This window comes from Pseudomonas sp. PAGU 2196 (genome assembly GCF_022179005.1).
GTDB lineage: Bacteria > Pseudomonadota > Gammaproteobacteria > Pseudomonadales > Pseudomonadaceae > Aquipseudomonas > Aquipseudomonas kermanshahensis.
In genome coordinates, this window is record NZ_BNTL01000005.1 from 35165 (window position 1) to 53758 (window position 18594).

Below are 18594 nucleotides of genomic sequence, written 5' to 3' on the forward strand. Positions count from 1 at the left end.
CAGTGCTCCAGTGATGAGAGGGAAAGGCTCAACGGCGGCCGTTGAAATAGCCCGACAGCTGGTGCGCGGCCTTGCCGGCGGTGAGCAGCAGCGGGCGGAAATGGTCTTTGCCGAGGATTCGCGCATGCTTGACCGAGCTGAGCAGGCCATAGCGTGCGGACCCTTCGTGCATGCCTTCGGCGAGGATCTTGCAAATGATGTGGCTAGGCGTCACGCCAAAGCCTGAATAGCCCTGCACATAGAACGCATTGGGGCGGTTGCTCAGCGTGCCGATCTGCGGGAACAGGTTGGCGCTGGTGGCCATCGGGCCGCCCCAGGCCAGGTCGATGCGCACGTCCTTGAGGTACGGGAAGATCTTCAGCATCAGTGCACGGTTCCACGCCTTGAGGTCCAGCGGGATATGTTCGATGCAGGACGTGGCAGCGCCGAACAGCAGGCGGTTCTCGCGGGTGACCCGGTAGTAGTCGATCACCGGTCGGATATCGCTGTAGGCACCGCGGATCGGGCTGATGCGGTCGATCAGCGCCTCCGGCAGCGGCTCGGTCATCATCTGGAAGGCGTAGGTGTTGATGGTGCGGCTGTGCAGTTCGGGCTCCAGCTTGTTGAGGAAGCTGTCGCAGGCCCACAGCAGCTTGCTGGCGCGCACCGAGCCGCGCCCGGTACGCACTTTGATGCGCTCACCGTAGGTCACTTCCAGCGCCGGGCTGTGCTCGAAAATGCGTGCACCGTGGCCGACCAGGGCCTGGGCTTCGCCGAGCAGGAGGTTGAGCGAATGCACGTGGCCACCGCCCATGTGCAGCAGGGCGCTGCTGTAGGCGTCGCTGCCGATGATCTGCCGCACTTCCGAGCCGCCCAGAAAACGGATTTCGTCATGTGGGTTGATGGCCTTGAATTGCTTTTCCCAGGCGCGCAGGGTCTTTTCCTGACGGCTGTTGAAGCCCATGTAGCCATAGCCGTGGCAGAAGTCGGCGTCGATGTCGTAGCGGGCGATACGTGCCTTGATGATGCCGGCGCCCAGTTCGCTGATCGCGAAGATCTCCTGCAGGCCCTTGTCGCCGACACTGCGCCGGATCTTCTCAAGGTCATGGCCGATGCCCGCCATGATCTGCCCGCCGTTGCGCCCGGTGCCGCCGTAACCCAGGTAGCGCGCTTCGAGCACGACGATGTTGGTCACGCCCTTTTCCGCCAGTTCCAGCGCGGTGTTGATGCCGGAAAAGCCGCCCCCGATGACCACGACATCGGCGTCGATGTCACGTTCCAGCGTGGGGAAGTTCAGGTTGTACTTTTTGGTCGCGGAGTAATAGGTCGGGCTCTCGAGGGTGATCATGACGCCGCCTGCTGAATAGAAGTGTGATAGGGCCGTTTGGCAAGCGCTCTGGCACATGTAGCCATTGAGCGCCTGACCATCGGCAGGTGTCTTGTCCTTGCCTGCCAGCGAGTGTAACCAGCCTGCCAGTGCCACTGGCAGCGGTTGCACAGGGCTGCCAGCGGCTGATTGGTTAATGTATTAATGAGCCCGTGCTGGCATACTGGCCTGCTCGCCACTTTCCATGATGCTCGGGCACGCATGACCACACCAAGACCCTCCCTGACCCTTACCCTGCTGCAGGCTCGCGAAGCCACGATGGCGTTCTTTCGGCCGGCATTGAATGCCCATGACCTGACCGAACAGCAGTGGCGGGTAATTCGTATCCTGCACCAGCAAGGCGAACTGGAAAGCCATCAGCTTGCCGAGCTTGCCTGCATCCTCAAGCCCAGCATGAGCGGTGTGCTCAAGCGGCTCGAGCGCGATGGGGTCGTCGCCCGGCGCAAGTCGCCAGAAGATCAGCGCCGGGTGTTCATCAGCCTGACCGACAAGGGGCAGCAGGCGTTCATGGCCATGAGCGAGGAAATGGCCCGCAACTATGAACGGATCCTCAGCCAGTTCGGCGAAGACAAACTGCAGCAATTGATGCAGCTGCTCAACGAAATGAAAAAGATCAAACCGTGACCTGCCAGAGGCCACCGCGCCTCGGTTGATCAACACCATGGAAAGTGCAATTTTCCCGCCGTAACGTGCATTTCGAGGCGCATTCGCACCTCACATACTGAACGCGTCTTTACCGACTTGCCGGCTGTGCCATAGCACCGTAACGCCTGCGCCACAGGGCGTGCGCAGCCGCAGCTGACTCTCCAATAATAAAGAGACCGTTCATGAAAAAGCCAAATCCCCTGCTGGAAGACCTCAAGTCGATCCTGCCGACAATTGCTGCGAATGCGGTGCGTGCAGAGCAAGATCGCAGTGTCCCGGCAGAGAATATCGCGCTGCTCAAGAGCATCGGCATGCACCGTGCCTTTTTGCCTAAACACTATGGCGGCATGGAGATCTCGCTGCCGCAGTTTGCCCAGTGCATCGCCTTGCTGGCAGGCGCCTGCGCCAGCACCGCGTGGGCCATGAGCCTGCTGTGCACCCACAGCCATCAGATGGCGATGTTCTCGTCCACGCTGCAGCAGGAGGTCTGGCAAACCAACCCGGATGCCACGGCCAGCAGCAGCATCGCGCCCTTTGGCCGTACCGAGGAAGTCGAAGGCGGCGTGACCTTCAGCGGCGAAATGGGCTGGAGTTCCGGCTGTGACCATGCCGAGTGGGCGATCATGGGGTTCCGCCGCAAGAATGCCGAAGGCACGCAGGACTACTGCTTTGCCGTTCTGCCGCGCAGCGACTACGAAATCCGTGATGACTGGTATGCCGTGGGCATGCGCGGCAGCGGCAGCAAGACCTTGATCGTGCGTGACGCCTTCGTGCCGGAGCACCGCATCCAGAAGGCCAAGGACATGATGGAAGGCAAGTCGGCAGGCTTTGGTCTGTACCCAGACAGCAAGATCTTCTTCGCCCCGTACCGCCCGTATTTCGCCAGTGGTTTTTCCACCGTCAGCCTCGGTGTCGCCGAGCGCATGCTGGAGGTGTTCCGCGAGAAAACCCGCAACCGCGTACGTGCCTACACCGGCGCCGCAGTGGGGGCTGCAACCCCTGCGCTGATGCGCCTGGCCGAGTCCACCCATCAAGTGGCCGCCGCCCGCGCCCTGCTGGAAAAAAGCTGGGATGAAATCGCCGAGTACAGCGAACGCCACGAATACCCCACACGCGCCACGCTGGCGTTCTGGCGGACCAACCAGGGTTATGCCGTGAAGATGTGTATCCAGGCGGTAGACCGGCTGATGGAAGCGTCCGGCGGCGGCGCCTGGTTTGAAAGCAACGAGATGCAGCGGCTGTTCCGTGATGCGCACCTGACCGGTGCCCACGCCTACACCGACTATGACGTTTGCGCGCAGATCCTCGGCCGCGAGCTGATGGGCCTGGAGCCTGATCCGGCGATGGTCTGACCCGCGCGCGGGTCAATTCCCCTTACAACCACAACAACAAACAGGGCGGGCCCTTGGCCTGCCCGGGAGTCTTGCATGTCCACTGAAAACACCACGGCCTTCGATAGCCGAGCCTTCCGCCGCGCGCTGGGCAACTTCGCCACCGGCGTCACCGTAGTCACCGCCGCTGGCGCCAGCGGGCGCAAGGTCGGCGTCACCGCCAACAGCTTCAACTCGGTCTCGTTGGAGCCTGCGTTGATCCTGTGGAGCATCGACAAACGCTCCACCAGCCATGAAGTATTCGAAGAAGCGTCGCACTTCGCCGTGAACATTCTGGCGGCGGACCAGATCGAGCTGTCCAACAACTTCGCGCGGCCCAAGGACGATCGGTTCGCAGGCATTGATTACCAGCAAGGGGCGGGGGGCGCACCGCTGTTGGCTGACTGCTCGGCGCGCTTCCAGTGTGAGAAGTTTCAGCAATTAGACGGCGGCGACCACTGGATTCTGGTCGGCAAGGTGGTGGCGTTCGATGACTTTGGCCGCTCGCCGTTGCTGTACCACCAAGGCGCCTATTCGATGGTGTTGCCCCACACGCGCATGACCCAGCGTGCAGAGGGCCAGGCGCCGAGCAGCCACTTCCAGGGCCGCCTGCAGCACAACCTGTACTACCTGATGACCCAGGCGTTGCGTGCCTACCAGGGTGATTACCAGCCACGTCAACTGAGCACCGGGTTGCGTACCAGTGAGGCGCGCATGTTGATGGTGCTGGAGAACGATGCCGGGCTCAGCCTCAACGACCTGCAGCGCGAAGTGGCGATGCCTGCGCGTGAGATCGACGAAGCGGTTGCCAACCTCAAGCGCAAGGGCCTGATTGCTGACGATGAGGGGCGGGTGCGGCTTTCGGTGAAAGGCGTGGATGAGACCGAGGCGCTGTGGACCATTGCCAGGGAGCAGCAGGACAAGGTGTTTGGGCAGTTCAGTGAAGAGCAGCTGGATACCTTCAAGACGGTGTTGAAGGCGATCATTCAGATGTGAGCTGTTGATAACCGGGGGCCGCTTTGCGGCCCATCGCCCCAGGGATCACGCGGTCCCTGTAGGAGCGAGCTTGCTCGCGAAAGGGCTGCAAAGCAGCCCCATTGCTTTTCAGTAAACCCCGCCCCCGTCACTCACCGACGCCGACGTACCTTTGAACTTCCCCGCCAGATCCTGCAGCCCACGCATCAGCACCGTGGTATCCACCCCCACCGCCACAAACGCCGCGCCCAAGGCGATGTAGCGCCGCGCCAGCTTCTCGTCCGCACTGAGAATACCCGCCGCTTTGCCCGCCTTGCCGATGCGCACGATCGCGTCCTCGATGGCTGCCTGCACCTCAGGGTGCCCAGGGTTGCCGCGGTGGCCCATGGCGGCGCTCAGGTCGGCCGGGCCGATGAACACGCCATCGACGCCCTCGACCGCAACGATCTCATCCAGGTTGGCCAGCCCTTGTTTGTTCTCGATCTGCACCAGCAAGCACATCTGCGCGTCGGCTTGGTCGAGGTAACCCGGGATGCTGTTCCAGCGCGACGCCCGCGCCAGAGCGCTGCCCACGCCGCGTATGCCCTTGGGCGGGTACTGCATGGCCTGCACCAGCTGGCGTGCTTGCGCGGCGGTTTCCACCATGGGTACCAGCAGGGTCTGCGCGCCGATATCCAGCACTTGCTTGATCAACGCTGTGTCACCAATGACCGGGCGAATTACCGCCTGGCTCGGGTAGGGCGCCACCGCCTGCAACTGCGCGAGCATGCCGCGCAGGTCGTTCGGCGCGTGCTCGCCGTCGATGAGCAACCAGTCGAAGCCGGCATTGGCCGCCAGCTCCGCGCAGTATGCATCGGCCAGGCCGAGCCACAGGCCGATCTGCGGCTCGCCACTGCGCAGGCGTTGTTTGAAGCGGTTGACGGGCATGTCCATGGGCAAGTCCTCAAACGAAACGGCAGGCAATCGAGCCGAGCAGGTCATAGTCGACGTGGAAGGTGTCGCCAGGCCGTGCGGCTACTGGGCGAGTGAAGGAGCCACCGAGGATGATCTGGCCCGGCTGCAGGGTGACGTCGTACGCGGCCAGCTTGTTGGCCAGCCACGCGACACCCTTGGCCGGGTGGTTGAGCACCGCGGCGCTGACGCCGGACTCTTCGATCACACCGTTGCGGTAAAGCACGGCCGGCACCTTGCGCAGGTCGATCTCGGTGGGGCGTACTGCGCGCCCGCCCATGACCACGCCGGCGTTGGCGGCGTTGTCGGAGATGGTGTCGAACACTTTGCGCGTGGCTTGGGTCTGCGGGTCGACCTGTTGAATGCGCGCGTCGATGATTTCCAGCGCCGGGATGACCCACTCGGTGGCGTCCAATACGTCGAACACCGTCACATTCGGGCCCTTGAGCGGCTTGCCGAGAATGAAGGCCAGCTCGACCTCGACGCGCGGCACGATGAAACGCTCAAACGGAATGTCGCTGCCTTCATCGAACAGCATGTCGTCCAGCAGCGCGCCGTAGTCAGGCTCGGTAATGTTCGACGAGACCTGCATGGCGCGTGAGGTCAGGCCGATCTTGTGGCCGACCAGCTTGCGCCCGGCGGCGAGCTTCTTGGCCACCCAGGCACGCTGGATGGCGTAGGCATCTTCGATAGTGATGGCGGGCTGGTCGAGCGAGAACTGGCGCACCTGTTCGCGCGAGCGCTCGGCCTGGTCGAGCCGCTCGGCGGCCTGTTGGATGAATGCGTTATCGAGCATGGTTGAAGTCTCAAGGTTCAAGGGTTGACGATGGCGGCGCGGGTACGCAGCACCAGCAGGCCGCCGAGGGTGATGAACGCAGCCAGCACATACAGCGCGAGGCTGGCGCTTTGCGTGGTGTCGCGGACCCAGCCGATGAAATAGGGCGTGGCGAACGAGGCGATGCTGCCCAGCGAGCTGATCAGGGCGATGCCGGCAGCCTGGGTGCGGTCATTGAGAAACGCCGTAGGCAGTTGCCAGAACATCGGCAGGGCGGCGCTTGCCCCCATGCCTGCCAGCACCAGGCCGGCCAATACGGGCAGTGCCTGGTTGGGCGCGAGGGCGGCGATCGCGATACCGGCCGCGGCCATCAGCAGGGGGATGGACAAGTGCCAACGGCGCTCGCGGTGGCGGTCGGACGAGCGTCCGCAGGCCAGCATGAACACGCAGCCGGCCAGGTACGGCACGGCGCTGAGCAGGCCGACACTGGCGTCGCTGCCGATGCCGGCGGTGTGGATCAGGCTGGGCATCCAGAACGCCAGCGTGTTCACCGCCAGCATGACCGCGCAGTACACCGCCACCAGCAGCCACACGGCAGGGCTGGCGAGGATGCCGGCGAACGAGGTGACCGGCTTGCGCTGTTCTTCCTGGCCGAACTGGGCGCGCAGGGCGGCTTTTTGCTGGGCGTCGAGCCAGGCCACCTGCTCGAAACGCTCGGGCAGGACCGCCAGCACCACCAGGCCGAGCAGGATCACCGGGGCGCCTTCGATCAGGAACATCCACTGCCAGCCACGCAGGCCCGCAGCGTCATGCATGAACGCCAGAATGCTGCCCGACAGCGGCCCGCCGACCACGCCTGCCAGCGGCACGGCAATGGCGAACAATGCCGTGACCTGGGCACGGCGGCCCGCGGGGTACCAGCGGTTGAGGTACACCAGAATGCCTGGGAAAAACCCGGCTTCCGCCGCGCCCAGGGCAAACCGCAGCAGGTAGAACGCGCTGCTGCTCTCGATCAGCAGCATGCAAGTCGACAGTGTGCCCCACACCACCATCAGGCTGGCGATCCAGCGGCGCGGGCCGACGCGGTCGAGCATCAGGTTGCTGGGTACGCCAAACAACGCATAGGCGATGAAAAACAGCCCGGCGCCCAGCCCGTAGACCGTGTCGGACAGGTGCAGGTCCTGGCTCATCTGCATCTTGGCGAAGCCGATGTTGATGCGGTCCAGGTGGGCGAACAGGTAACAGACCAGCAGCAACGGCATCAGCCGCCAGGTGACGGCCCGGTGTGTACTGTCGATGAGTGTGGCTTGCGCCGTGCTGCGCGAGGCGTGCTCGAGTGTGCTCATATTTGTTGTACTTGTTGTGTGATGAGACGGTGAAAGGTGTCGGCCGTTGGCTCAGGCCGGTTTGTTGAACAGCGGGTGCAGGGTGCTGTGCTTGGCGTCGTAGACCTGCGCGTTACTCTCGTCGATCTGCAGGGTGATGCCGATGGGGCGCTGCTGGAGCAGCGCGTCCAGGTGCTGCTTGAGCACCTGCAACAGGCTGTCGCCGACCGCTTTGTGAACCTCCGCGGAGCGGCCGTTGGCCATCCGCAGGTTGGCGTACAAAAAGCCATAGTCGCCGTTGCCATCCGCCACTGCGCAGTGCGCGGCGGGGTAGGCCAGCACGCGGGTACCGCCGGTGGGGAACACGGCCTTGCCGGCGGCATCGCGTTGTTCGAGCATGGTGTTGGCCAGGGCACGGCACAGGCCCGGGATGTCGGCGTCTGTTTCCAGGTCGGGGGTGTAGAGCAGAACCAGGTGTGGCATGAAGGGCATCCTCTTGGCAGAAACGCCTGGCCGCCCGGCAGAGCGGCCAGGCAGCGGAACTACAGGCGGCTGGTGGACACCACCGCGGCCGGGTTGGCGGCCTGCGCGGCGGGGATGGCAGCACCATCCTGCGGGGTGACCGGGAAGATCGCGTTGATCTGGCCGGTGCCCGACGAGCCGAAGTAGGGCGTTACCACGTCGGCCTTGCCGTCGTACTTCGACCAGCCCAGGGCTCCGAGCAGCATCGCGGTGTCATGCATGAACCCTTCACCGTGGCCCTTGGCGGCGTATTCGGGGAGCATGCCGCAGAATTCTTCCCATTCAGCGTTCTCCCACATCTTCACCACGCGATGGTCCAGGGTTTCCAGGAACGGGCTCCACACCTTGGTGGCGAAATCCGGCGCCTGGCCGTTCTGCGCAAAGCGGTGTGACAGCGAGCCACTGGCCAGGAACGCCACGGTGCCGTCGTAGTGCTCTTCCACGGCCTTGCGCATGGCCCAGCCGAGGCGGGCGCTGTCGGCCAGGTAGTGGGAGGTGCACAGCGCCGAGACCGAAACCACCTTGAAGTGCTGGTCTTGGTTCATGTAGCGCATCGGCACCAGGGTGCCGTACTCAGGGCCCAAGGTGGTGGCGTGGTGGGCCATGGTCTCGACGTTGAAGCGGTTGCATTCGGCTGCCAGCAGTTGGCCGAGTGCAGTGTTGCCCGGGAACTCGTATTCCATGTTGCTGATGAAGTGCGGCAGTTCGTTGCTGGTGTAGACGCCCTTGAAATGCGGGCCGCAGAGCACGTGGTAGTTGGCATTGACCAACCAGTGGGTGTCGAACACGACAATCGTGTCGACCCCGAGCTCACGGCAGCGTCGGCTGATCTCGTAGTGCCCGTCGATGGCGGCTTGCCGAAAGCCCTGACGCGGGCCAGGCAGCTCGGACAGGTACATGGACGGTACATGGGTAATCTTGGCAGCGAGAGCGAGTTTGCCCATGGAAATCTCCGGTAAGAGGATGTTGTTAGGGTGTAGAAGCCTGTGAGAGCGGGCTTGCCCGCGAACACGGGCGCAGCCCGTGCCATGCACCGTGGGCTCCCACAGGGTTACCCGCTTGATCGAGACGGTTTTATACACCCCAGCGCGGGATGTGGTGGCTGCCCATGGAAATGCACACGTTCTTGATCTCGGCGAACACTTCGAAGCTGTATTGCCCACCTTCACGCCCGGTGCCGGAGCCTTTTACGCCGCCGAACGGCTGGCGCAGGTCGCGCACGTTCTGGCTGTTGATGAAGACCATGCCAGCTTCGATGCCACGCGCCAGGCGGTGCGCCTTGCCGATGTCCTGGGTCCAGATGTACGAGGCCAGGCCGTACTCGGTGTCGTTGGCCAGTTGCAGTGCTTCGGCCTCGTCCTTGAACGGGATCAGGCACACCACTGGGCCGAAGATTTCTTCCTGGGCGATGCGCATGCTGTTGTTCACGTCGGCGAACACGGTGGGCTGGATGAACTGCCCCTTGGCCAAGTGCGCCGGTAGGTTGGCCGGGCGCTCCAGGCCGCCGGCAACCAGGCGTGCGCCTTCTTCGATGCCGATGCGGATGTACCCGGTGACCTTGTCATAGTGCTGCTGGGTGATCATCGAGCCAACTTGCGTTTTCGGGTCGGTCGGGTCACCCACGATCAGGCGCTTGGCGCGGGCGGCGAACTCGGCGACGAACTGCGGGTAAACGCTTTCCTGGATGAAAATGCGGCTGCCGGCCGTGCAGCGCTCGCCATTGAGCGAGAAGATGGTGAACAGCGCTGCATCCAGGGCGCGTTCCAGGTCGGCGTCTTCGAAGATCACCACCGGCGACTTGCCACCCAGCTCCATCGAGTATTTTTTAAGGCCGGCGGTCTGCATGATCTTCTTGCCGGTGGCGGTGCCGCCGGTAAAGGAAATCGCACGCACATCGGGGTGGCGCACCAGCGCATCGCCAGCGGTGGCACCGTAGCCTTGGATCACGTTCAGCACGCCGTTGGGGATGCCGGCTTCAACGGCCAGGCGGCCGAGTTCGTTGGCAGTCAGCGGCGACAATTCGCTCATTTTCAAAACGGCGGTGTTGCCCAGGGCCAGGCACGGCGCAGTCTTCCAGGTGGCCGTCATGAACGGCACGTTCCAGGGGCTCACCAGGCCGCACACACCCACCGGCTGGTACAGGGTGTAGTTGAGCATCTGGTCGTCGACCGGGTAGGTGTGGCCATCCATGCGTGTGCACACTTCGGCGAAGAAGTCGAAGTTGTGCGAGGCACGCGGGATCAGCACGTTCTTGGTCTGGTGGATCGGCAGGCCGGTATCGAGGGTTTCCAGCTCGGCCAGTTTCGGCACGTTCTGGTCGATCAGTTCGCCCAGCTTGCGCATCAGACGCGCACGTTCCTTGGCTGGGGTGTTGGCCCATTTCGGGAAGGCTTCCTTGGCCGCCGCAACCGCCTGCGCGACCTCTTCGGCACCGCCGCTGGCGACTTCGCAAATCGCGTCGCCGGTGGCCGGGTTGTAGTTGACGAAGGTGTCTTTGCTCTCGACCTCACGGCCGTTGATCCAGTGCTTGATCATGCTGCTCATGCCTTGTTGTTCTTGAAGAAGTCAGCTTCGCTGACGATGCGGTTGACCAGGCGACCGACGCCTTCCACTTCCACCACCACTTCATCGCCTGGCACCACATCGGCCAGGCCTTCTGGGGTGCCGGTGGCTATCATGTCGCCCGGTTGCAGGGTCATGAAGCTGGAGAAGTATTCGATCAGGTAAGGGATGTCGAAAATCATGTCCGAGGTGCTGCCTTCCTGTTTCAGCTCGCCGTTGATCCAGGTGCGCAGCTTCAGGTTGGACGGGTCTGGCACGTCGGCCGCATCGACGATCCACGGGCCGACCGGGGTGGTGGCGTCGCGGTTTTTCACCCGCAGGTTGGGGCGGTAGTAGTTTTCTAGGTAGTCGCGGATGGCGTAGTCGTTGCACACGGTGTAGCCGGCCAGGTACTGCAGGGCGTCCTCGCGCTTGACGTTACGCGCCTGCTTGCCGATCACCGCCACCAGTTCGCACTCGTAGTGCATGTAGGCGACGTTGTCCGGGCGCCAGGTGACCTGCTTGTGGCCGGTGTAGGTGCCCGGCGATTTGATGAACGCCAGCGGCTCGGTGGGCGGCGTGAAGGCGAGTTCCGCGGCGTGGTCGGCGTAGTTCAGGCCAAGGGCGAACATGCTGCCGGTGGCCGGAGGCAGCCAGGTCACCTGGTCTTCATGCACCAGGCGGCCGTCGGCCAGGCGCAGGTGGTCGTCTTCGACGGTGACGTTATGGACCTGGCCGTCGAACTGAATACGGGCGTGTTTCACAGGTGCAATCCTCATTCGGCGACGATGTGGTTGGTGAGCGTGCCCAGGCCATCGATCTCGACATCGACGCGGTCGCCTGGCTGCACATCGACGCGCCCCTCGGGGGTGCCGGTAATGAGGATGTCGCCCGCATGCAGGGTCATGAATTCGCTGATCTCGGCGATCAGCTGGGCAACCGTGCGCACGCAGTTGGCGGTGGTGCTCTGCTGGCGCACTTCACCGTTGACCCGCAGGCGCACGCCCAGGGCGTCGGGGTTGGCCACCTGGGCTGCCGGTACCAGGGTGGGGCCGACCGGGCAGAAGCCATCGCGGCACTTGGCCTTGACCGCAGGGCGGTAGTAGCTGGTCTCAGGCAGGCTTACTTCGTTGACGATGGTGTAGCCCGCCACGTAGCCCAGCGCGTCTTCGGCGCTGACCCGGCTGGCATCCTTGCCGATCACCACGCCCAGGGCAGGGCCCGGTTGCAGGCGCTCGACACCGGCCGGAAACACCACGTTGCCTTCATGGTGGTTGCGGGTGTTGGGCGTCTTGACGAACAGCACCGGCTTGACGGGCGGTTGTTTGTAGGGCGCTTCGTGAAACGCCGCTTCGTGCTGCTGCAGCAGACCCTGGTAGTTCAGCGCAACGCCGAACAGGGTGCCGGTCGCAACGTCATGCAGGGCATGGCTCATGCTTTTCTCCAGGCGGTGCAGGGCGAGGGTCGTCCTGCTGAGATTGTTAATGTGTTAATGTTATAGTTAATATGTTAACGAAGGTCAAGGCTTCACCCAGTGGCATCTGCCAAGCAGCCGGGGCACCATGGGTGATCGTCAATACGGGCAAGCGCTTTGCGGGTAAGCAGTCATGAGTGATCGGCATCCCATTCCGAACATCAACATCGGCCAGGTCTATGACCAGCGCTACAGCGACAGCGAGGTGCACTACGACCGGCTGGGCAACCTTGCCGGGTTTTTCGGGCGCAACATGCCCGTGCACCGGCACGACCGGTTTTTCCAGGTGCATTACGTGAAGTCCGGTACGGTGCGGGTGTACCTGGATGATCAGCAGTACATCGAGGCTGGGCCGATGTTCTTCCTGACGCCGCCGACGGTGGCGCATGCCTTCGTCACCGAGCCAGACAGCGACGGTCATGTGCTGACGGTGCGTCAGCAACTGGTCTGGCAACTGATCGAAGCCGACGCCAGCCTGTTGCCAGCCGGGGTGCAGGTGCGGCCTGCCTGTGTTGCCCTGGCCAAGGTGCCGGCTGCGTACAAGGCCGAGGCGCGCAGGCTCGAACGCTGGCTGGAAGCGCTCAGCGACGAAGTTGCCACGCCTCATCCGGGGCGCGATGCTGCGCTGCAGTCGCTGACCCGGCTGATCATGATCAGCTTGCTGCGGCTGTGCCCCAACTCCCGCGAGGCCACGCCGGCCAGGCACGAAGACCTGAAAATCTTCCACCGCTTCAACGCACTGATCGAAGCGCATTACCTTGAGCATTGGCCCCTTGCGCGCTACGCGCAGCAGATCGGCGTGACCGAGGCGAGGCTGAACGATGTGTGCCGGCGCATTGCCGACTTGCCGTCCAAGCGCCTGGTGCTTGAACGCGTGATGCAGGAAGCCAAGCGCCTGCTGTTGTTCTCCGGCAGCACGGCAAACGAAATCTGCTACCAGCTGGGCTTCAAGGACCCGGCCTATTTCAGCCGGTTCTTCAACCGCTACGCCAAGCTCACGCCCGGCGAATACCGCCAGCGGCAAGCGGAGTTGTTGTGAGAGGGCCATGGCTTACCGCCCAGATCGCGTCGTTGTTGTTTGATCCGGATGGTCGCAGCTTGGCGGGCGGCCTTGAATGGGTTTTCCATGGAAGAGCTTGCACTTTCCAGGCGTCTTGTCCCTTTTTGCCTATGCCCCTAATCTTGCCAGTCGTACCCCAAACACAGGCGCCCACATGACCAAGACGCAACCCTCGCTGACATTGAGCCTGCTGCAGGCCCGGGAAGCCGCAATGGCATTTTTCAGGCCGTTGCTGAACGAACACGACCTGACCGAGCAACAGTGGCGAGTCATTCGTATTCTTAGCCAGCAAGGTGAATTGGAGAGCTACCAGCTCGCCCACCTGGCGTGCATCCTCAAACCGAGCATGACCGGGGTGCTGAGCCGTTTGGAGCGCGATGGCCTGGTGCGCCGGCAGAAGGCCGCGCAGGACGCGCGGCGTGTGTTCGTGAGCCTCACCGAACGCGGCGAGGCCTGTTTCGAGTCGATGCGCGAGGGCATGGAGGCCAACTACCGCAAGATTCAGGCGCAGTTCGGCGAAGACAAGTTAGCGCAACTGATGGGTTTGTTGAACGAGCTCAAGCGCATCGAGCCGTAGGCCGGTGAGGGGGAGGGCCGGTGCAACCGTGCACCGGCCTTGGCATTACAGCACTCAGTATTCCCAGAAAATCCGCTGCAGCTCTTTGCTGTCCTGGGTCTTGGTCATTGCGACCATGGCCAGGATGCGGGCTTTTTGCGGGTTCAGGTCGTGGGCAACGACCCAATCGTTCTTGTCGTCCGGCTGCTCGGCGTTACGCAGCACGAAACCGCCTTGGTTGACGTGGGACGAACGGATGATCTGCACGCCGTTCTTGCGCAGCTCTTGCAGCGCCGGTACTACCCGCGACGACACCGAGCCATTGCCGGTACCGGCATGGATGATCGCCTTGGCGCCGTTCTGCGCCAGTGCCTTGTAGGCGGTGTCGGTCACGTTGCCATAGCCGTAGGCGATGTCCACGGCCGGCAGGCTGCTGATCTGCTTGATGTCGAATTCCGAATTGACCGTATGGCGCTTGGCCGGCAGGCGGAACCAGTAGGATTTGCCTTCAACGACCATGCCCATCGGGCCCCAGGCGCTCTTGAACGCTTCGGTCTTGATGTTGACCGACTTGCTGACATCGCGGCCAGACTGGATCTCATCGTTCATGGTCACCAGCACGCCCTTGCCACGCGACTGCTTGTCGCTGGCCACGGCCACGGCGTTGTACAGGTTGAGCATGCCGTCTGCCGACATGGCGGTGCCAGGGCGCATCGAGCCGACCACCACGATTGGCTTGTCGGTTTTTTCCACCAGGTTAAGGAAGAAGGCGGTCTCTTCCAGGGTGTCGGTGCCGTGGGTGATGACGATGCCGTCAACGTCGTTGCTGTCGGCCAATTCGGCGACGCGCTTGCCCAGTTTCAGCAGGTCTTCGTTGGTGATGCTTTCGGAGGCGATCTGCATCACCTGTTCACCGCGCACGTTGGCGAGGTCGGCGAGCTCGGGCACACCGGCGATGAGCTTGTCGACACCCAGTTTGGCCGCTTGGTAGGTAGCGCTGTTGGCCGCGCTGGCGCCCGCACCGGCAATGGTGCCGCCGGTGGCGAGGATGACCACGTTGGCCAGCTTCTGTTGGGTTTCGGCTTCTTTGGCGGAAACGGCGGTCGGCAGGATCAGCAGCAACGCGAGTGCGCTGGGGGCGAAGGATTTAAGTGCAGCATTCATAGTTATTGTTCTCTCTCTTCCTATTGAGGCGATTGCTGTATCGCACAAGAAACAACGCATGTTTCGTACCATCCCTGGCAAGAGCCCGTATTTGCCTGCGCAACCCTGCACCTGTGGGAGCGGGCTTGCCCGCGATGGGGCGCGCAGCGGCCCTATTCATTCGGAATCCCGAACAAGCATAGGAAAACCTGTTCGGTTTTTCGGAAAAATTCCGGATAATCTGCGCCAGGCGTGACTCGCCCTTAACAGCCAAACGGATTTGACAAAACCAGGTCCTGTTTCCATAGTGAGTCAACGCAAACGTTTGCGATCCGATAAAAAACACAAGATTCGGAGTCATCGTCCATGAAACTGCCGTTCCCCGGTCGTCTGCTGGCCCTCGCTGTCGTCTCGTCACTTTCCCTGGCCCTGCCGCTCAGTGCTGCGCACGCCGAAGAAAAGCCCAAAGTCGCCTTGGTGATGAAGTCCCTCGCCAACGAATTCTTCCGCACCATGGAAGACGGCGCCAAGGATTATCAAAAAAGCCACGCCAATGATTTCGACCTGATCGCCAACGGCATCAAGAACGAAACCGACACCGGCGAGCAAATCCGCATCGTCGAGCAGATGGTCAACGCAGGGGCCAAAGCCCTGGTAATTGCGCCAGCGGACTCCAAAGCCCTGGTTTCAGCCGTTAAAAAAGCCATGGATCAAGGCGTGGTGGTGATCAACATCGACAACCGCCTAGACCCCGAACTGCTCAATAGTAAAGGCATCAGCGTACCCTTCGTAGGCCCCGACAACCGCAAAGGCGCCCGCCTGGTGGGCGACTACCTGGCGCAGCAGAAGCTCAAGGCCGGTGACCAGGTCGGCATCATCGAAGGCGTGCCGACCACCACCAACGCCCAGCAGCGCACCGCCGGCTTTAAGGATGCGATGGAAGCCGCGCAGATGAAGATCGTTTCGGTGCAGTCTGGCAACTGGGAAATCGACAAAGGCAACGCCGTTGCCGCCTCCATGCTCAACGAATACCCCGAGCTCAAGGCCCTGCTGGCCGGTAACGACAGCATGGCTCTGGGCGCCGTGTCGGCCGTGCGCGCCGCAGGCAAGGCCGGCCAGGTGCAAGTGGTCGGTTACGACAACATCAATGCCATCAAACCCATGCTCAAGGACGGCCGCGTACTCGCTACGCTTGACCAGGCCGCCAGCCAGCAGGCGGTGTTCGGTATCGAGGCGGCGCTGAAGATGATCAACGGTGAGAAGCCGGACGTGGATGCCGACAATGTCATCCAGACCCCCGTCACGCTCATCACCCAGCCCTGATACCCGCCAGGAGAGAGGGCCATGCCTGCAACGGCCAATGAAGTGGTGCTCGCCGCCAGCGGGCTGGGCAAGACCTACGCCCAGCCGGTGCTTGGTGACGTCGGCCTGAGCCTGCGCGCCGGTGAAGTGTTGGCCCTGACGGGCGAGAACGGTGCTGGCAAGAGCACGTTGTCCAAGCTCATCAGTGGCCTCGAGGTGCCCACCACCGGGCACATGACCTACCGCGGCCAGGCCTACGCGCCCGGCAGCCGCAGCGAGGCCGAGCGCCTCGGTGTGCGCATGGTCATGCAGGAACTCAACCTGCTGCCAACTCTGACCGTGGCCGAAAACCTGTTCCTCGACAACCTGCCCAGCCGCTTCGGCTGGATCAGCCACAAGCGCCTGCGCCAACTGGCCACCGCTGCCATGGCCCAGGTCGGGCTGGATGCCATCGACCCGGACACCCCGGTCGGCGAGCTGGGCATCGGCCATCAGCAGATGGTCGAAATCGCCCGCAACCTGATCGGCGATTGCCATGTGCTGATCTTCGACGAACCCACCGCCATGCTCACCGCGCGTGAAGTGGAATTGCTGTTCACCCAGATCGAACGCCTGCGCCAGCGTGGCGTGGCCATCGTTTATATCTCCCATCGGCTCGAAGAACTGCAGCGCGTGGCCCAGCGCATCGTCGTGCTACGTGACGGCAAGTTGGTGTGCGACGAGCCGATCCAGCGCTACAGCAGCGCCGAGCTGGTCAACCTGATGGTCGGCCGTGAGCTGGGCGAACACATCGACCTGGGCCGCCGCGAAATTGGCACGCCTTTGCTGAAGGTCGACCGGCTTAGCCGGGGCGACAAGGTGCGTGAGGTGTCGCTCGAGGTCAGGGCAGGGGAGATCTTCGGTATCTCTGGCCTGATCGGCGCCGGCCGCACCGAGCTGCTGCGCCTGATCTACGGCGCCGACCGCGCCGACAGTGGCAGCATCGCCCTGGGCCAGCCGCCACAGGCAGTGACCATCGACTCACCCAAAGCCGCCGTCAAAGCCGGTATCGCCCTGATCACTGAAGACCGCAAAGGCGAAGGCCTGCTGTTGACCCAGTCGATCAGCGCCAATATCGCCTTGGGCAACCTTGGCGCGATATCGCGCGCCGGTGTGCTCGACAGCGAGGCTGAAATGGCCCTGGCCGAACGCCAGATCCAGGCCATGCGCATCCGCAGCGCCGGCCCGCACCAGGCTGTGGGCGAACTGTCCGGTGGCAACCAGCAGAAGGTGGTGATCGGCCGTTGGCTGGAGCGTGATTGCCAGGTGCTGTTGTTCGATGAGCCAACCCGAGGCATCGACGTCGGCGCCAAGTTCGACATCTACGGCTTGCTGGCCGAACTGGCGCGCCAGGGCAAGGCCTTGGTTGTGGTGTCCAGCGACCTGCGCGAACTGATGCTGATCTGCGACCGCATTGCCGTGCTCTCGGCCGGTCGCCTGATCGACACCTTCGAGCGCGACCATTGGAGCCAGGACCAGCTGCTTGCCGCAGCCTTTGCCGGCTATCAGACACGTGACGCACTGCTGCATGACGCAGCACCCAGGATGGATGCATGAAAACCACTCCCCTCGACAGCCAGAACGCCGCCCCCGTGCGCCGCAGTGGCACGTACTTCGGCCTGGGCACCTACTTGGGCCTTGCCGGCGCGCTGCTGGCGATGATCGTGCTGTTCTCGTTCCTCAGTAGCCACTTCTGGTCCTATGCCACTTTCAGCACCCTGGCCAACCAGATCCCCGACCTGATGGTGCTGGCGGTCGGCATGACCTTCGTGCTGATCATCGGCGGCATCGACTTGTCGGTCGGCTCGGTACTGGCGCTGGCGGCTTCGACGGTCAGCGTGGCCATCCTCGGCTGGGGCTGGGGCGTGCTGCCCTCGGCGCTGCTCGGCATGGCCGTGGCAGCCCTGGCCGGTAGCATCACCGGCGGCGTAACCGTGGCCTGGCGCATCCCCTCGTTCATCGTTTCGCTCGGCGTGCTGGAGATGGCCCGCGGCCTGGCCTACCAGTTCACCGACTCGCGCACCGCCTATATCGGCGATGCCTACTCCTGGTTCTCCAACCCGATCGCGTTCGGTATTTCGCCGGCATTCCTCATCGCCTTGCTGGTGATCGTGTTGGCCCAACTGGTGCTGACCCGCACGGTGTGCGGCCGCTACCTGATCGGCATCGGCACCAACGAAGAGGCCGTGCGCCTGGCGGGCATCGACCCGCGCCCCTACAAAGTGCTGGTGTTCGCCCTGATGGGGCTGCTCGCCGGCCTGGCTGCGCTGTTCCAGATTTCGCGCCTCGAGGCCGCCGACCCCAACGCCGGGTCCGGCCTTGAGCTACAGGTAATTGCCGCCGTGGTGATTGGTGGCACCAGCCTGATGGGTGGCCGCGGTTCGGTCATCAGTACCTTCTTTGGCGTGCTGATCATTTCGGTGCTGGCCGCAGGGCTGGCGCAGATCGGCGCATCGGAACCCACAAAACGCATCATCACCGGGGCGGTCATCGTCATCGCCGTGGTGCTCGACACTTACCGTAGCCGGCGTGCAGGCCGGCGGAACTGAA

The 18594-nt window shown here is 63.2% G+C and carries 18 protein-coding genes; 8 read left to right on the forward strand and 10 right to left on the reverse strand.

Annotated features, from left to right (window positions below; genetic code table 11):
- Window positions 1-28: 28 nt before the first annotated feature.
- Window positions 29-1327 carry an FAD-binding oxidoreductase gene (locus MFF34_RS05385; RefSeq protein WP_238210889.1) on the reverse strand — a complete coding sequence of 433 codons (1299 nt, stop codon included), beginning with the start codon at window positions 1325-1327 and terminating at the stop codon, window positions 29-31.
- Between the two features lie 240 nt (window positions 1328-1567).
- Between MFF34_RS05385 and hpaR (MFF34_RS05390) the strand changes: the two genes are divergently transcribed.
- From hpaR (MFF34_RS05390) to MFF34_RS05400, 3 genes are all read left to right on the forward strand, one after another.
- Complete coding sequence (hpaR, locus tag MFF34_RS05390; protein WP_085273095.1) at window positions 1568-1990, forward strand: homoprotocatechuate degradation operon regulator HpaR; 423 nt, start codon at window positions 1568-1570, stop codon at window positions 1988-1990.
- A 203-nt stretch (window positions 1991-2193) separates the two neighbouring features.
- Window positions 2194-3363, forward strand: a complete 1170-nt coding sequence (locus MFF34_RS05395; protein WP_238210891.1) for a p-hydroxyphenylacetate 3-hydroxylase oxygenase component — start codon at window positions 2194-2196, stop codon at window positions 3361-3363.
- A gap of 75 nt (window positions 3364-3438) precedes the next feature.
- A complete protein-coding gene (locus tag MFF34_RS05400; RefSeq protein ID WP_238210893.1) occupies window positions 3439-4377 on the forward strand; it encodes a p-hydroxyphenylacetate 3-hydroxylase reductase component in 939 nt (312 codons plus the stop codon).
- Window positions 4378-4485: 108 nt separating this feature from the next.
- Here MFF34_RS05400 and hpaI read toward each other — a convergent pair whose 3' ends face one another.
- From hpaI to MFF34_RS05440, 8 genes are all read right to left on the reverse strand, one after another.
- Window positions 4486-5289, reverse strand: a complete 804-nt coding sequence (gene hpaI / locus MFF34_RS05405; protein ID WP_238210895.1) for a 4-hydroxy-2-oxoheptanedioate aldolase — start codon at window positions 5287-5289, stop codon at window positions 4486-4488.
- Between the two features lie 10 nt (window positions 5290-5299).
- On the reverse strand, window positions 5300-6103 hold the full coding sequence (gene hpaH / locus MFF34_RS05410; RefSeq protein ID WP_027596126.1) for a 2-oxo-hept-4-ene-1,7-dioate hydratase: 804 nt from the start codon (window positions 6101-6103) through the stop codon (window positions 5300-5302).
- A gap of 17 nt (window positions 6104-6120) precedes the next feature.
- Window positions 6121-7428, reverse strand: a complete 1308-nt coding sequence (locus MFF34_RS05415) for an MFS transporter (RefSeq protein ID WP_238210897.1) — start codon at window positions 7426-7428, stop codon at window positions 6121-6123.
- 51 nt (window positions 7429-7479) lie between these two features.
- On the reverse strand, window positions 7480-7890 hold the full coding sequence (locus MFF34_RS05420; RefSeq protein ID WP_238210903.1) for a 5-carboxymethyl-2-hydroxymuconate Delta-isomerase: 411 nt from the start codon (window positions 7888-7890) through the stop codon (window positions 7480-7482).
- Window positions 7891-7949: 59 nt separating this feature from the next.
- Window positions 7950-8873: a 3,4-dihydroxyphenylacetate 2,3-dioxygenase gene (gene hpaD, locus MFF34_RS05425; protein ID WP_027596129.1), complete on the reverse strand. Its 924-nt coding sequence runs from the start codon at window positions 8871-8873 to the stop codon at window positions 7950-7952.
- A gap of 130 nt (window positions 8874-9003) precedes the next feature.
- On the reverse strand, window positions 9004-10464 hold the full coding sequence (gene hpaE / locus MFF34_RS05430; protein ID WP_027596130.1) for a 5-carboxymethyl-2-hydroxymuconate semialdehyde dehydrogenase: 1461 nt from the start codon (window positions 10462-10464) through the stop codon (window positions 9004-9006).
- Window positions 10465-10469: 5 nt separating this feature from the next.
- Window positions 10470-11234 (reverse strand): fumarylacetoacetate hydrolase family protein, encoded by a 765-nt coding sequence (locus MFF34_RS05435; protein ID WP_027596131.1) that lies wholly within the window; start codon window positions 11232-11234, stop codon window positions 10470-10472.
- Between the two features lie 11 nt (window positions 11235-11245).
- The gene (locus tag MFF34_RS05440; RefSeq protein ID WP_238210918.1) at window positions 11246-11905 is read right to left on the reverse strand and encodes a fumarylacetoacetate hydrolase family protein; all 660 of its coding nucleotides are present in this window, start codon (window positions 11903-11905) and stop codon (window positions 11246-11248) included.
- A 172-nt stretch (window positions 11906-12077) separates the two neighbouring features.
- On the opposite strand from MFF34_RS05440, the gene hpaA reads away from it, so the two are divergent.
- Together hpaA and hpaR (MFF34_RS05450) are read left to right on the forward strand one after the other, a co-directional pair.
- Window positions 12078-12983 carry a 4-hydroxyphenylacetate catabolism regulatory protein HpaA gene (gene hpaA / locus MFF34_RS05445; RefSeq protein ID WP_027596133.1) on the forward strand — a complete coding sequence of 302 codons (906 nt, stop codon included), beginning with the start codon at window positions 12078-12080 and terminating at the stop codon, window positions 12981-12983.
- 175 nt (window positions 12984-13158) lie between these two features.
- Window positions 13159-13581: a homoprotocatechuate degradation operon regulator HpaR gene (hpaR, locus tag MFF34_RS05450; RefSeq protein WP_238210920.1), complete on the forward strand. Its 423-nt coding sequence runs from the start codon at window positions 13159-13161 to the stop codon at window positions 13579-13581.
- A gap of 54 nt (window positions 13582-13635) precedes the next feature.
- Here the strand turns inward: hpaR (MFF34_RS05450) and MFF34_RS05455 are convergent, their stop codons facing one another.
- Complete coding sequence (locus MFF34_RS05455) at window positions 13636-14724, reverse strand: asparaginase (protein WP_027596135.1); 1089 nt, start codon at window positions 14722-14724, stop codon at window positions 13636-13638.
- Between the two features lie 345 nt (window positions 14725-15069).
- Here MFF34_RS05455 and MFF34_RS05460 point away from each other — a divergent pair, with 345 nt between their 5' ends.
- Genes MFF34_RS05460 through MFF34_RS05470 form a run of 3 tightly spaced genes read left to right on the forward strand, consistent with a single transcriptional unit; the run spans window position 15070 to window position 18593 of the window.
- Window positions 15070-16026, forward strand: a complete 957-nt coding sequence (locus MFF34_RS05460) for a sugar ABC transporter substrate-binding protein (protein WP_238210922.1) — start codon at window positions 15070-15072, stop codon at window positions 16024-16026.
- Between the two features lie 21 nt (window positions 16027-16047).
- Entirely contained in the window at window positions 16048-17601 is a 1554-nt protein-coding gene (locus MFF34_RS05465) for a sugar ABC transporter ATP-binding protein (RefSeq protein ID WP_238210924.1), read from the forward strand.
- Window positions 17598-18593, forward strand: coding sequence for an ABC transporter permease (locus MFF34_RS05470; RefSeq protein WP_238210926.1), 996 nt, complete (start codon window positions 17598-17600; stop codon window positions 18591-18593). Before MFF34_RS05465 ends, MFF34_RS05470 begins: the two co-directional genes overlap by 4 nt.
- Window position 18594 lies beyond the last annotated feature (1 nt).

What these genes read in the sequence shown, in the direction of transcription:
- MFF34_RS05385 (WP_238210889.1), bottom strand. Translation starts at nt 1,327, where the DNA reads ATGATCACCCTCGAGAGCCCGACCTATTACTCCGCGACCAAAAAGTAC.
- hpaR (WP_085273095.1), top strand. Translation starts at nt 1,568, where the DNA reads ATGACCACACCAAGACCCTCCCTGACCCTTACCCTGCTGCAGGCTCGC.
- MFF34_RS05395 (WP_238210891.1), top strand. Translation starts at nt 2,194, where the DNA reads ATGAAAAAGCCAAATCCCCTGCTGGAAGACCTCAAGTCGATCCTGCCG.
- MFF34_RS05400 (WP_238210893.1), top strand. Translation starts at nt 3,439, where the DNA reads ATGTCCACTGAAAACACCACGGCCTTCGATAGCCGAGCCTTCCGCCGC.
- hpaI (WP_238210895.1), bottom strand. Translation starts at nt 5,289, where the DNA reads ATGGACATGCCCGTCAACCGCTTCAAACAACGCCTGCGCAGTGGCGAG.
- hpaH (WP_027596126.1), bottom strand. Translation starts at nt 6,103, where the DNA reads ATGCTCGATAACGCATTCATCCAACAGGCCGCCGAGCGGCTCGACCAG.
- MFF34_RS05415 (WP_238210897.1), bottom strand. Translation starts at nt 7,428, where the DNA reads ATGAGCACACTCGAGCACGCCTCGCGCAGCACGGCGCAAGCCACACTC.
- MFF34_RS05420 (WP_238210903.1), bottom strand. Translation starts at nt 7,890, where the DNA reads ATGCCACACCTGGTTCTGCTCTACACCCCCGACCTGGAAACAGACGCC.
- hpaD (WP_027596129.1), bottom strand. Translation starts at nt 8,873, where the DNA reads ATGGGCAAACTCGCTCTCGCTGCCAAGATTACCCATGTACCGTCCATG.
- hpaE (WP_027596130.1), bottom strand. Translation starts at nt 10,464, where the DNA reads ATGATCAAGCACTGGATCAACGGCCGTGAGGTCGAGAGCAAAGACACC.
- MFF34_RS05440 (WP_238210918.1), bottom strand. Translation starts at nt 11,905, where the DNA reads ATGAGCCATGCCCTGCATGACGTTGCGACCGGCACCCTGTTCGGCGTT.
- hpaA (WP_027596133.1), top strand. Translation starts at nt 12,078, where the DNA reads ATGAGTGATCGGCATCCCATTCCGAACATCAACATCGGCCAGGTCTAT.
- hpaR (WP_238210920.1), top strand. Translation starts at nt 13,159, where the DNA reads ATGACCAAGACGCAACCCTCGCTGACATTGAGCCTGCTGCAGGCCCGG.
- MFF34_RS05455 (WP_027596135.1), bottom strand. Translation starts at nt 14,724, where the DNA reads ATGAATGCTGCACTTAAATCCTTCGCCCCCAGCGCACTCGCGTTGCTG.
- MFF34_RS05460 (WP_238210922.1), top strand. Translation starts at nt 15,070, where the DNA reads ATGAAACTGCCGTTCCCCGGTCGTCTGCTGGCCCTCGCTGTCGTCTCG.
- MFF34_RS05465 (WP_238210924.1), top strand. Translation starts at nt 16,048, where the DNA reads ATGCCTGCAACGGCCAATGAAGTGGTGCTCGCCGCCAGCGGGCTGGGC.
- MFF34_RS05470 (WP_238210926.1), top strand. Translation starts at nt 17,598, where the DNA reads ATGAAAACCACTCCCCTCGACAGCCAGAACGCCGCCCCCGTGCGCCGC.